11 protein-coding genes are annotated in these 13,191 nt (G+C 72.0%); all 11 read left to right on the plus strand.

Going from position 1 to position 13,191, the window contains the following annotated elements:
- The first annotated feature begins 469 nt into the window (after positions 1-469).
- Positions 470-1,387 carry a homoserine kinase gene (gene thrB, locus DDW44_RS20965; protein ID WP_017949963.1) on the plus strand — a complete coding sequence of 306 codons (918 nt, stop codon included), beginning with the start codon at positions 470-472 and terminating at the stop codon, positions 1,385-1,387.
- Positions 1,388-1,780: 393 nt separating this feature from the next.
- Complete coding sequence (gene rho, locus DDW44_RS20970) at positions 1,781-3,781, plus strand: transcription termination factor Rho (protein ID WP_206307188.1); 2,001 nt, start codon at positions 1,781-1,783, stop codon at positions 3,779-3,781.
- A 271-nt stretch (positions 3,782-4,052) separates the two neighbouring features.
- Complete coding sequence (locus DDW44_RS20975) at positions 4,053-5,846, plus strand: trypsin-like serine protease (RefSeq protein ID WP_244224076.1); 1,794 nt, start codon at positions 4,053-4,055, stop codon at positions 5,844-5,846.
- A 187-nt stretch (positions 5,847-6,033) separates the two neighbouring features.
- Positions 6,034-6,180, plus strand: coding sequence for a hypothetical protein (locus DDW44_RS32135; RefSeq protein WP_166802702.1), 147 nt, complete (start codon positions 6,034-6,036; stop codon positions 6,178-6,180).
- Between the two features lie 369 nt (positions 6,181-6,549).
- Entirely contained in the window at positions 6,550-7,638 is a 1,089-nt protein-coding gene (locus DDW44_RS20980) for an LCP family protein (RefSeq protein WP_108907361.1), read from the plus strand.
- A gap of 239 nt (positions 7,639-7,877) precedes the next feature.
- Positions 7,878-8,102, plus strand: coding sequence for a 50S ribosomal protein L31 (gene rpmE, locus DDW44_RS20985; RefSeq protein WP_017949958.1), 225 nt, complete (start codon positions 7,878-7,880; stop codon positions 8,100-8,102).
- Between the two features lie 104 nt (positions 8,103-8,206).
- Positions 8,207-9,280: a peptide chain release factor 1 gene (prfA, locus tag DDW44_RS20990; protein WP_018892823.1), complete on the plus strand. Its 1,074-nt coding sequence runs from the start codon at positions 8,207-8,209 to the stop codon at positions 9,278-9,280.
- A gap of 43 nt (positions 9,281-9,323) precedes the next feature.
- Positions 9,324-10,205 (plus strand): peptide chain release factor N(5)-glutamine methyltransferase, encoded by an 882-nt coding sequence (gene prmC / locus DDW44_RS20995; protein ID WP_206307189.1) that lies wholly within the window; start codon positions 9,324-9,326, stop codon positions 10,203-10,205.
- Positions 10,206-10,344: 139 nt separating this feature from the next.
- A complete protein-coding gene (locus DDW44_RS21000; RefSeq protein WP_018892821.1) occupies positions 10,345-10,992 on the plus strand; it encodes an L-threonylcarbamoyladenylate synthase in 648 nt (215 codons plus the stop codon).
- A 28-nt stretch (positions 10,993-11,020) separates the two neighbouring features.
- Positions 11,021-11,671 carry an arsenate reductase/protein-tyrosine-phosphatase family protein gene (locus DDW44_RS21005; protein ID WP_108907363.1) on the plus strand — a complete coding sequence of 217 codons (651 nt, stop codon included), beginning with the start codon at positions 11,021-11,023 and terminating at the stop codon, positions 11,669-11,671.
- 166 nt (positions 11,672-11,837) lie between these two features.
- On the plus strand, positions 11,838-13,100 hold the full coding sequence (locus DDW44_RS21010) for a serine hydroxymethyltransferase (RefSeq protein ID WP_108907364.1): 1,263 nt from the start codon (positions 11,838-11,840) through the stop codon (positions 13,098-13,100).
- The last annotated feature ends 91 nt before the right edge of the window (positions 13,101-13,191 follow it).

Below are 13,191 nucleotides of genomic sequence, written 5' to 3' on the forward strand. Positions count from 1 at the left end.
CGCCCCACCGGATCGCGTACGCCTTCGTGCGCGGACGGCGGAGGCGGTCGCGCAGGTGGCAGAGGAAGTGGCTGCGCAGGCGGTCGTGTGGGCGGACGCGCGGCGGCGGGGGCGGCCGGAGGTCACCCGCCCGGGCCGTACGCGAGAGCGGCAGGCACGGACGGCGCGTCGTCCCGGACGCGCCGCAGGGGCACGAAGGGGAGTGCGACACGCATCGTGCGCCTCCCGTGCGCCCTATGTCGCCGCACAACCTTCCTTGGATAGGCTGTACGCAACCCCGCCGCCGCGCTCGCCGCGGTCGCCGTCGACACCGGCCCGTGGGTCTTCCCGTCTTCCCGTCTTCGCATCGTCATCACGCCGATCAGAGCCGATTAGAGTCGATCACATCCGATCGCAAAGATCCTCGAGATCAGCGCCAATCGGAAACGATCAGAAACCGATCAGAACCAGCAAGGAGAGTCGTCGATCGATGGCCGGTCCCGCGTTTCGCGCCGCCGCCGTCCGGGTGCGCGTGCCCGCCACCAGCGCCAACCTCGGGCCGGGCTTCGACGCCTTCGGCCTGTCGCTGGGCCTGTACGACGACGTGGTCGTCCGCGTCGCAGACTCCGGGCTGCACATCGACATCGCCGGTGAGGGCGCCGAGACGCTGCCCCGCGACGAGAGCCATCTGCTCGTGCGGTCGCTGCGCACGGCCTTCGACCTGCTCGGCGGGCAGCCCCGCGGCCTCGAGGTGGTCTGCGCCAACCGCATCCCGCACGGCCGCGGCCTCGGCTCCTCGTCGGCCGCCATCTGCGCCGGCATCGTGGCGGCCCGCGCGGTGACCATAGGGGGCGACGCCCGGCTCGACGACGCGGCACTGCTGGAGCTCGCCACCGAGATCGAGGGCCACCCCGACAACGTCGCCGCCTGCCTTCTCGGCGGCTTCACCCTGGCCTGGACCGACGCCGGAGCGGCCCGCGCGATCAGGTTGGACCCATCCGAATCCATCGTTCCGGTGGTTTTCGTGCCGAGCAGGCCCGTTCTCACCGAGACCGCCCGCGGGCTGCTCCCGCGCACGGTCCCGCATGTGGACGCCGCCGTCAACGCGGGCCGCGCCGCGCTGCTCGTCGAGGCCCTCACCAGGCGCCCCGAGCTGCTGCTTCCCGCCACCGAGGACCGCCTCCACCAGGAGTACCGCGCCCCGGCGATGCCGCAGAGCGTCGACCTGGTCAACCGGCTGCGCGCCGACGGGGTCCCCGCGGTCATCTCCGGCGCGGGCCCCACCGTGCTCGCGCTGGCCGAGGACGGTACGGCCGACAAGGTGGCCCGGCTCGCGGGCGAGGGCTGGGCGGCCAACAGGCTCGCACTCGACGCCGCGGGAGCGAGTGTGCTCCCGCTGGCTCCGTAGCCCGACACGGGATTGCCGGTGACAGAGAGGGGGAATGTTTGTTGGAGCCGGTAGTGTTAACCTCAAGTACGCAGCCCCACAATCTTGTGGCGCGGTGCTTTGTGTCCCCTTCCGGGACCACCACTCTTCCGGGAGCCTCCCCAACTGCCTGAGCAGCCTGCCTGAGCAGTTTCGAGCACGCTCCGGAACCGGCACGACACCCCTCGCTTCTCCCGAAGAGAGGGCCGAGCAGGGGGAACTCGGGCCGGGCCCTGCACGTACATCTCTCCGCCGTACCCCGGCGGACCACCGCCCCGGCTCCGGTCCGCGATCAGAAAGATCGAGGACCGCGTCGGACAGCACAACCGGTCGCCGAGCCAGAAGGCCGACGTCCGCTCCAGGGAAGGACCCTTCGTGAGCGACACCACCGATCTGATGGGCGTGACTGCCGACAGCAGTGTCGACACCGCCGCGCCCGCCGCAGGTGCTGCCACTGGCACCACCTCCCGGCGCCGCCGTTCCGGCACCGGCCTCGAGGGCATGGTCCTGGCCGAGCTCCAGCAGGTCGCTTCGGGCCTCGGCATCAGGGGCACCGCGCGGATGCGCAAGAGCCAGCTGATCGAGGTCATCAAGGAGGCGCAGGCCGCCGGAGGAGCCCCCGCCAAGGGCGCCGAGGCGGGCGGCGGCGCGGCCGAGACGAAGCCGAAGCGGCGCGCCACCTCCAAGGCCCGTACGGGTGAGGACGGCGCCACCGCCGAGCCGAAGGCCGAGTCCCCCGCCGCCCAGCAGCAGATCGACATCCCGGGCCAGCCGGCCAGCGACGACGCCCCGGCGGGCGAGCGCCGTCGCCGTCGGGCCACCGCCCCCGCGGGCAGCCCGGAGGCGGACGCGGCCAAGGCCGAGCCGAGGGGCGACCTCAAGACCGAGGTCCGGGCCGAGACCAGGACCGAGGGGCAGCCGGAGGCCAAGGCCGAGGCCGCCACCGACACGGCCGAGGGCCGGCGCGGGGACGGCCGGCGCGACCGCGGTGAGCGCGGTGAGCGCGGCGACCGCCAGCGCGACCGTCAGCGGGACCGCCGCGGCGGCAAGGGCGACGACCAGCAGGGCGGCGGCCAGCGCCAGCAGCAGGGCGGCCAGCAGCGGCAGGGCGGCGGCCCGCAGGACGACTTCGACGACGAGCAGGGCGGCCGGCGCGGGCGCCGCGGCCGGTACCGCGACCGCCGTGGCCGCCGCGGCCGCGAGGAGTTCGGCGGCGAGCCGCAGGTCGCCGACGACGACGTGCTGATCCCCGTCGCGGGCATCCTCGACATCCTGGACAACTACGCGTTCATCCGGACCTCCGGCTACCTGCCCGGCCCGAACGACGTGTACGTGTCCCTCGCCCAGGTCCGCAAGAACGGCCTGCGCAAGGGCGACCACGTCACCGGCGCGGTCCGGCAGCCCAAGGAGGGCGAGCGCCGCGAGAAGTTCAACGCGCTGGTCCGCCTGGACTCCGTCAACGGCATGGCGCCCGAATCCGGCCGCGGCCGCCCGGAGTTCAACAAGCTGACGCCGCTCTACCCGCAGGACCGGCTCCGTCTGGAGACCGACCCGGGCGTGCTGACCACCCGGATCATCGACCTGGTGTCGCCGATCGGCAAGGGCCAGCGCGGTCTGATCGTGGCCCCGCCGAAGACCGGCAAGACCATGATCATGCAGGCGATCGCCAACGCGATCACCCACAACAACCCCGAGTGCCATCTGATGGTCGTCCTCGTCGACGAGCGGCCGGAAGAGGTCACCGACATGCAGCGGTCGGTCAAGGGCGAGGTCATCTCCTCGACCTTCGACCGCCCGGCCGAGGACCACACCACGGTCGCCGAACTGGCCATCGAGCGCGCCAAGCGCCTCGTCGAGCTGGGCCACGACGTGGTCGTCCTGCTGGACTCCATCACCCGGCTGGGCCGCGCGTACAACCTGGCGGCCCCGGCCTCCGGCCGCATCCTGTCCGGTGGTGTCGACTCGACCGCGCTCTACCCGCCGAAGCGCTTCTTCGGCGCCGCGCGCAACATCGAGGACGGCGGCTCGCTGACCATCCTGGCCACCGCGCTGGTCGACACCGGCTCGCGCATGGACGAGGTGATCTTCGAGGAGTTCAAGGGCACCGGCAACATGGAGCTCAAGCTCGACCGGAAACTCGCCGACAAGCGCATCTTCCCCGCGGTGGACGTCGACGCGTCCGGCACCCGCAAGGAGGAGATCCTGCTCAGCGGCGAGGAGCTCGCCATCGTCTGGAAGCTGCGCCGGGTGCTGCACGCCCTCGACCAGCAGCAGGCGATCGAGCTGCTGCTCGACAAGATGAAGCAGACCAAGTCGAACGCCGAGTTCCTGCTGCAGATCCAGAAGACGACGCCGACGCCGGGCAACGGCGACTGACGTCCCGTCAGCGCGAACCGAACCGCCCCGTCACCCCCGAGGTGACGGGGCGGTTCGCTTGTCCCGGGAATCCCACAGTCCACTGGTCAAACGGCTGTTGACGCGCGTATCATCACCCAATCGAAGTGGGGGGGAATCCACTGCGTGGCACCGCCGAGGCCGGAAGGCCTCGTGAACCGTGCTGCCCGCGTGCTCGTCATACCCCGCCACTACCTGGATCCTTTCCCGGCGGGCGGTCGCGCACTGCCGGTTCGACCCAAGGGGTTACCGAGTGCAGACACGCACCCGTGGTGGCCGGCACAAGCGCCGTACCCAGCTCGCGATACCGGCCGTGGCCGCGGTCGTCGCACTGACCGGCGCGGGCATCGCGATCACCGGCTCGGGCTCCGCCGAGGCGGGCGAGGCGACGCCGATCAGCCTGGAGCCGACGCAGTCCAGCCCGGTCTCGCAGCAGGAACTCGCCCAGCGCGCGGTCAAGGCGATGGCCGCCGCCGAGCGCACCAAGACGGCGAAGCCCGCGGCCCGTTCCGCGGCCAAGGCCGCACCGAGCGCGCGCATCATCGGCGGCAAGGAGACGACGATCTCCGCCGCCCCGTGGATGGCCCAGCTGCACTTCTGGGACAGCCAGGGCGGCTACTTCTGCGGCGGTGTGGTCATCGCCCCGACGAAGGTCGCCACCGCGGCGCACTGCGTCAAGGGCATCAAGTGGTACTCGGACGGCGTCGTGGTGGTCGGCACCGACCGGATGCCCTCCGAGAACGGCGACCTGCACGGCGGTGTCGCGGTCAACGTCAAGCGCCAGTGGAACCACCCGCTGTACAGCCCGTACACGCTCAACAACGACGTGGCCGTGCTCACGCTGGAGAAGGCGGTTTCCGTCCCCGCACTGCCGATCGCGCAGCCGAACGACTACGCGCTCTACAAGGAGGGCCTGGACGGCAAGGTCTACGGCTGGGGCCGTACGAGCTCCACCGTGCCCGACAGCGGGTCGGACAAGCTCAAGGTCGCCGACGCCGACATCGTCTCGGACAGCGACTGCAAGGCCGCCTACCCGACCCCGACGGACACCGCGGTGGAGTTCGTCGCGGATCGCATGCTCTGCGCCGGCGCCGCGCCCACCGGCGACGACGAGACCACCGAGACCACCTGCAACGGTGACTCCGGTGGCCCGCTGGTCGTCGGCGGCAGGCTCGTCGGCCTGGTGTCCTGGGGCGACGTGGACTGCTCGGCGGCCGGGAAGTACGGCGTGTACGCCAAGGTGTCCGCCTACTCCGCCCCGATGCAGGCCCGCGTCGACGACGCCAACCGCAACCGCGACCACACGGCCGACCTGCTGGCGCGCCGTACCTCGGACAGCACGCTGTTCGGCTGGACCTCCAAGGTCACCTCGCTGGCCCGGACGCTCAACCACGGCAAGTTCGCCGGCCACAACATGGCGATCCAGGGCGACCTCGACCGGGACGACCACGAGGACGTGCTGCTCCGCGCGTCCAACGGCTATGTGTACTGGGACCACTACGTCGTGGCCACCGGCAAGACCGAGCGCAAGCTGATCTCCACCGGCTGGGGCAAGAACAAGCAGTTCGTGATCCCCGGCGACCTCACCGGAGACGAGCTGCCGGACCTCCTCACGGTCAACTCGGCCGGCACGCTCTACCTCTACCCCGGCAAGGGCAACGGCGGTCTCTCCGCCCCGGTCACCGTGGGCACCGGCTGGGGTCAGTACACCATGGTGCGCGGCCACGGCGACTTCACCAACGACGGCAAGCCCGACGTCCTCGCCCGCACCGCCGACGGCTCCACGTACCTCCTCCGCGGTACCGGCAAGGTCTCCGCCCCGTTCGAGGCGCGCCGGCTGGTCGGCAAGTTCACCCCCGGCAGCTTCAACGCGCTGATCACCGTCGGTGACGTCAACAGCGACGGCCACGCGGACCTGCTGGCCCGCGACACGACCGGCAAGCTCTGGCTGTACCCGGGCAACGGCAGCAGCGCCCCGACCGGCGGGATCTTCGCCACGCGCAAGGACTTCGGCACCGGCTGGCAGGCGTACAACCTGTTCGGCTGACCGGCGCCCGTAAGCCCGTTCAGTGCCCACCCCCTTCGTGGGGTGGGCACTGTGCTTGGCGGACCCGCTCGGCATGCGCACTCCGGCCGGAGGGAATCCCGTGGCTCCTCGAGGACGGGGTCCGCATACCCCCGGGCTTCACGAGCTGCGGGACTACTCCCCGGGATTCACGGTGAGGGCGAGGGCGGTGAGCGACATCGTCCATGTCGCGCAGCTCCTGATCACCGGCGAGGTGAAGGAGAACTCGACGGTGTGCGGATATGAGTATCGCCAGGGCGGACGGCTGTACCGTCAAACGCTGAGATGCTCGTTCGAGCTGCGTCTGAAGAAGTAGCCCGTTCTCGGGGCCCGTACCTCGACGGTGGCCCCGGTCCGTGAGGGGACCGGGGCCACCGTCGTGGGTGCGCGAGGCCGGTCGGCCGCGGCGCTCGCACCGGGGCGCGTCTGCCGCTCCGGGGACGCCGAGGGGCCCCCGCGTCGGGAACGCGGACGCGTGAACGGGCCGCAGGCCACTGCAGGGTCGTACCCCGCCGTGTTCCGTGCCGCGGGCACGGCCGGTTCTCACGGAGTTCTCAGCTGCCCGTGCAACCCTTCTCGCTCCTCGCCGGTCTCACTGGTGGAGTAACAAAGCTTGACAGGCCGGACGAAACACGCCTGAAGGCCGCGGCCGGGGGTATCGGGACCTACGAGGACTTGGGGAGCCATGGAGGACCAGAGCAAGGGCCGAATACGCGGGACGGGCCACCGCCGCAGGCCGGCCGGCGCGCGGCGCCGGGCCGCGAGGCTCGCCGCGTGGTCCGTGGCCGGGCTGGTACTCGCCGGGGGATCGGGGCTCGGCTGGGTCTACCTCAAGCTCGACGGCAACATCCAGGGCGTCGACATCAGCGGCCGGCTCGGCAGCGACCGCCCGGACGACGTCGACAACGGCTCCATGGACATCCTCGTCCTCGGCTCCGACTCCCGGGCCGGCGCGAACGGCGAGTACGGCAGGGACGAAGGCGGCGCCCGCTCCGACACGGCGATGATCGTGCACATATACGAGGGGCACCGGAAGGCCGCCGTCGTCTCCGTGCCCCGCGACACCCTCGTCGACCGGCCCCGCTGCACCGACGGCAGGGGCGACAGCGTCCCCGGCGAGCGCCGCGCCATGTTCAACACGGCGTACGAGGTCGGCGGACCGGCCTGCGCGGTGAAGACCGTCGAGCAGATCTCCGGCATCCGCATGGACCACTACCTGGAGGTCGACTTCACCGGCTTCAAGAAGCTCGTGGACGAGCTCGGCGGAGTGGAGATCACCACGACCGAGGCGATCAGCGACTCCAAGAGCCATCTCGACCTCCCGCCGGGCACGCACACGCTCAGCGGAGACCAGGCCCTCGGGCTGGTGCGCACCCGCAAGGCCGTCGGCAACGGCAGCGACCTCGGCCGGATCCAGCTGCAGCAGGCCTTTGTCAAGGCGCTGATACAGCAGGTCAAGGACGTGGGAGTGCTCAGCGACCCGAAGAAGCTGTACGACCTGGTCGACACCGCCACGCAGGCGATCACGCCCGACTCCGAGCTCGACTCGGTCCAGGAGCTCGTGGGCTTCGCGAACGGCCTCAAGGGCCTCGGCGCCGACGACGTTCAAATGATCACCCTGCCGGTCGCGTACGACGAACGGGACCCGAACCGCGTCGTGCCCCTGGAGAAGCAGAGCGAGCAGGTGTGGGCGGCGCTGCGCGCGGACCTGCCCATCCCCGCCTCCGTGACCGAGGGCACCGCGGACGGGCAGGCCGCGGGCATCGTGGAGTAGCGGACTGGTCCGGTGCCGGTGCCGGCGGGCTGGCCCGGTGCCGGTGCCGGGGGCGGGCCCGGTCCCGGGGAGCCGGGACCCGGAGGGGCCGCGGCAGGCCCCGCAGCCGGGAATACCCGGCGGTGACCCCCGGTTTTGGGAGATACGGCCGGTCCTGGCAGACTGGTACGTCGGCCCCGGTTCACGTGCGCGCATCCCGCGCGTGCGACCCGGCGCCCTCCCGGAACTAGGAGAAACCCTTGAAGCGCGACATCCACCCCGAGTACGTCGAGACCCAGGTGAGCTGCACCTGCGGCGCGTCGTTCACCACTCGCAGCACCCTCCAGGGCGGCACCATCCGTGCCGAGGTCTGCTCCGAGTGCCACCCGTTCTACACGGGCAAGCAGAAGATCCTCGACACCGGTGGCCGTGTGGCCCGCTTCGAGGCCCGCTTCGGCAAGGCTGCCGGCTCCGCCAAGAAGTAGCGAGCCACTGCGCCGGTCCACGGCCGCCCCTGTGCGGGCGGCCGTGACCGGCGCTTTGCCGTCTCTCCCGCAGCCACCCAGCGTCACGAAACCAGGAGCATCCGATGTTCGAAGCGGTCGAGGAACTGGTCGGCGAGCACGCCGACCTGGAGAAGCAGCTCGCCGACCCTTCGGTCCACGCCGACCAGGGACGCGCGCGCAGGCTCAACAAGCGGTACGCCGAGCTGACCCCGATCGTCGGCACCTACCGCTCCTGGAAGCAGACCGGCGACGACATCGGGACGGCCCGGGAACTCGCCGCGGACGACCCGGACTTCGCCGCCGAGGTGAAGGAGCTGGAGAAGCAGCGCGAGGAGCTCACCGAGAAGCTGCGGCTGCTCCTGGTGCCCCGCGACCCCAGCGACGACAAGGACGTCATCCTGGAGATCAAGGCGGGGGCGGGCGGCGACGAGTCGGCGCTGTTCGCCGGCGACCTGCTGCGGATGTACCTCCGCTACGCCGAGCGCGTCGGCTGGAAGACGGAGATCATCGACGCCACCGAGTCCGAGCTCGGCGGCTACAAGGACGTCCAGGTCGCGGTGAAGCTCAAGGGCAACGCGACGCCCGAGCCGGGCCAGGGCGTCTGGGCACGGATGAAGTACGAGGGCGGGGTGCACCGGGTGCAGCGCGTCCCGGCCACCGAGTCCCAGGGGCGCATCCACACCTCCGCCGCCGGTGTCCTCGTGACCCCGGAGGCCGAGGAGATCGACGTGGAGATCAACCCCAACGATCTGCGGATCGACGTCTACCGCTCCTCCGGGCCCGGCGGCCAGTCCGTCAACACCACCGACTCCGCCGTGCGCATCACGCACGTCCCGACCGGTGTCGTCGCCTCCTGCCAGAACGAGAAGAGCCAGCTCCAGAACAAGGAGCAGGCCATGCGTATCCTGCGCTCCAGGCTTCTCGCGGCGGCCCAGGAGGCGGCCGAGCAGGAGGCCGCCGACGCCCGCCGCAGCCAGGTCCGAACGGTCGACCGCTCCGAGAAGATCCGTACGTACAACTTCCCGGAAAACCGCATCTCGGACCACCGCGTCGGCTTCAAGGCGTACAACTTGGACCAGGTGCTCGACGGGGAACTGGACGCCGTGATCCAGGCCTGCGTCGACGCCGACTCCGCCGCGAAGCTCGCCGCGGCGTGAGCCGCGGAACCACGAACGACCCCGCCCAGCCCGGAGGACCAGCGTGCAGTCGCTCCCCGGGGGACGACCCCGGTCCCCCCGCTCCCTGCTGCTAGCCGAGGTGGCCCAGGCCACCCGGCGGCTGGCCGACGCCGGCGTGCCCTCACCGCGCTTCGACGCGGAGGAGCTCGCCGCCTTCGTCCACGGCGTCAAGCGCGGCGAACTGCACCTGGTCGAGGACGCGGACTTCGACGCCCGCTACTGGGAGGCCGTCGCCCGCCGCGAGGCCCGGGAGCCGCTGCAGCACATCACCGGACGTGCCTTCTTCCGCTATCTGGAGCTCCGGGTGGGCCCCGGCGTCTTCGTGCCGCGTCCCGAGACCGAGTCGGTCGTCGGCTGGGCCATAGACGCGGTGCGTGCCATGGACGTCGTGGAGCCGCTCGTCGTCGACCTGTGCTCCGGCTCGGGCGCCATCGCGCTGGCGATCGCCCAGGAGGTGCCCCGCTCCCGCGTGCACGCCGTGGAGCTGTCCGACGACGCGATCGGCTGGACCCGGAAGAACGCCGAGGGGTCCCGGGTCACCGTGCACCACGGCGACGCCCTCTCCGCCGTCCCCGAACTCGACGGGCAGGTCGACCTGGTCATCTCCAACCCGCCGTACATCCCGCTCACGGAGTGGGAGTACGTGGCCCCCGAGGCGCGTGACCACGACCCCCAGATGGCCCTCTTCTCCGGTGAGGACGGCCTCGACACCATCCGGGGCATCGAGCGCACCGCCCACCGGCTGCTGCGCCCGGGCGGCCTCGTCGTCGTCGAGCACGCCGACACCCAGGGCGGCCAGGTGCCCTGGATCTTCAGCGAGGAGGCGGGCTGGGCCGACGCGGCCGACCACCCCGACCTGAACAACCGCCCGCGCTTCGCGACGGCCCGCAAGGCTTTGCCGTGAGGCGAACCGCGCCGAGGTCCCGGCCGCCCGGGAGCCGCGCGCAGGAGACCGCCGGCGCACACCCGACCGCCCCGGTGGGTGTCCTCCCGGCCGAGAGCCGGACGAAGAACCGAGTGACCGAAAACGAGGAGGCCCGCTGATGGCTCGGCGATACGACTGCAACGACGCGACGGACCGCACCACCGGCCTGCGCGAAGCCGCCTCGGCCGTGCGCCGCGCCGAGCTCGTGGTGCTCCCCACCGACACCGTCTACGGCATCGGGGCGGACGCCTTCAGCTCCGAGGCCGTCGCCGACCTCCTGGCGGCCAAGGGACGCGGGCGCAACATGCCCACCCCCGTCCTCATCGGCTCCCCGAACACGCTCCACGGTCTGGTCACCGACTTCTCCGAGCAGGCCTGGGAGCTCGTCGACGCGTTCTGGCCCGGTGCGCTGACGCTCGTCGCCCGGCACCAGCCGTCGCTGCAGTGGGACCTCGGGGACACCCGTGGCACCGTCGCCATCCGGATGCCGCTGCACCCGGTCGCCATCGAACTGCTCACCGAGGTCGGCCCGATGGCCGTGTCGTCCGCGAACCTCACGGGCCACCCGGCGCCCGAGACCTGCGACGCCGCGCAGGACATGCTCGGCGACTCGGTCTCCGTGTACCTCGACGGCGGCCCGACGCCCGGCAATGTGCCGTCCTCGATCGTCGACGTCACCGGCGACGTCCCGGTCCTGCTGCGCGCGGGCGCCCTGGAGGCCGACGAGCTCCGCAAGGTCGTACCCGACCTCGAGGTGGCGCCGTGACCGGAGCGAACAGCCGGGGGCCGGCACAGTGACCGTCCCTGAGGGGCGTGGCATAGAAGGTACGGCCGCCGCCGGCGGCACATTCCGGATCCTCCACGTCAGCACCGGCAACGTCTGCCGCTCGCCGATCACCGAGCGGCTGACGCGGTATGCCCTGAGCCGCCGGCTCGGCGACCCCCTCGCCGGCGGGCTGCTCGTGGAGAGCGCCGGCACCTGGGGCCACGAGGGGGCTCCCATGGAGGCGAACGCCGCGACGGTCCTCACCGACTTCGGCGCCGACCCCAGCGGCTTCGTGGGGCGCGAGCTGCTCGACGAGCACGTCATCCGGGCGGATCTGGTGCTCACCGCCACCCGCGACCACCGGGCACAGGTCATCTCCATGGGGCACTCCGCGGGTCTGCGCACCTTCACGCTGAAGGAGTTCACCCGGCTCGTGCGGGCGATAGACCCGGCGACCCTGCCGGACCCCGACCAGGACGGCGTCGTCGAGCGCGCCCGGGCCCTGGTGCGGGCGGCCGCGGCACTGCGCGGCTGGCTGCTGGCGCCGAGTGCGGAGGCGGACGAGGTCCACGACCCGTACGGGGGGCCCATCACCTTCTTCCGGTCCATCGGCGACGAGATCCACCAGGCGCTCGACCCCGTGCTCACGGCGCTGACGGGCGTCCCCGCCCGCCGCTGACGGCAGAACGCCGGGGCGGGCCGTCGCGGCGGCCCACGGGCCCGTGGGCCCGTGTGGCCCGTACGGCCGAACGAGGCGGGTCCGGGCCGCGGGACACCGGGCGGCCGGACGTGCCCGGGCCTACATTGGAGGGGCCGTACACCCCTCGTGAGGCCGGGAGACCACGATGCCGGTCAGTACCCCCGCACCCGCCCGCACCCCGATCGCGCCCGCGGACCTCGACATCCTGCGCCGCCAGGACCCCGAGATCGCCGAGATCGTGCTCGCCGAGACGGCCCGGCAGGCCGAGGGCCTCCAGCTGATCGCGGCGGAGAACTTCACCTCGCCCGCGGTCCTCGCGGCGCTCGGCTCCCCGCTCGCCAACAAGTACGCCGAGGGCTATCCCGGCGCACGCCACCACGGCGGCTGCGAACTCGTCGACGCCGCCGAGCGGATCGCGGTCGAGCGGGCCACCGCCCTCTTCGGCGCCGAGCACGCCAATGTGCAGCCCCACTCCGGCTCCTCGGCGGTCCTCGCGGCGTACGCGGCGCTGCTGCGGCCGGGGGACACCGTCCTCGCCATGGGCCTGGCCTTCGGCGGGCATCTCACCCACGGCTCTCCGGCGAACTTCTCCGGGCGCTGGTTCACCTTCGTCCCGTACGGCGTCGACGCCGAGTCGGGACTGCTCGACTACGAGCACATCCTCAGGCTCGCCCGCGAGCACCGCCCCAAGGCCATCGTCTGCGGATCGATCGCGTACCCCCGGCACCCCGACTACGCCGTGTTCCGGGAGATCGCCGACGAGGTCGGGGCCTATCTGATCGCCGACGCCGCCCACCCGATGGGCCTGATCGCCGGGGGAGCGGCCCCCAGCCCGGTCCCGTACGCGGACGTCGTGTGCGCCACGACGCACAAGGTGCTGCGCGGACCGCGCGGCGGGATGATCCTCTGCGGCAGCCATCTGGCGGAGCGGATCGACCGCGCCGTGTTCCCCTTCACCCAGGGCGGTGCCCAGATGCACACGATCGCCGCCAAGGCCGTCGCCTTCGGCGAGGCGGCGACACCGAGGTTCGCCGGCTACGCCCACCATGTCGTCGCCAACGCCAGGGTCCTCGCGGAGGGGCTGGAGGCGGAGGGCTTCGCGGTCACCACCGGCGGCACGGACACCCATCTCATCACCGCGGACCCGGCACCGCTGGGCGTGGACGGCCGTTCGGCGCGGGGACGGCTCGCCGCCGCCGGAATGGTGCTCGACACCTGCGCGCTGCCGTACGGCGACGGCCGGGGCATCCGCCTCGGCACCGCGGCGGTCACCACCCAGGGCATGGGCGAGGCCGAGATGGCGAGGATCGCCGTGCTCTTCACCACGGCGCTGCGCGCCGACTCCGAGGCGATCCCCCGGGTACGCGAGGAAGTACGGGATCTGGCCGGAAGGTTTCCGCCCTATTGAGGGCAGACGCGAGGGACCTGCAACCGTCCGGGCCGCTGGTATGTCCTCAAGCATGTGGTCAACAAAGCTAGTGTGTGGGGCTGAGATGGCC

Source organism: Streptomyces tirandamycinicus, from assembly GCF_003097515.1.
Classification (GTDB): Bacteria; Actinomycetota; Actinomycetes; order Streptomycetales; family Streptomycetaceae; genus Streptomyces; species Streptomyces tirandamycinicus.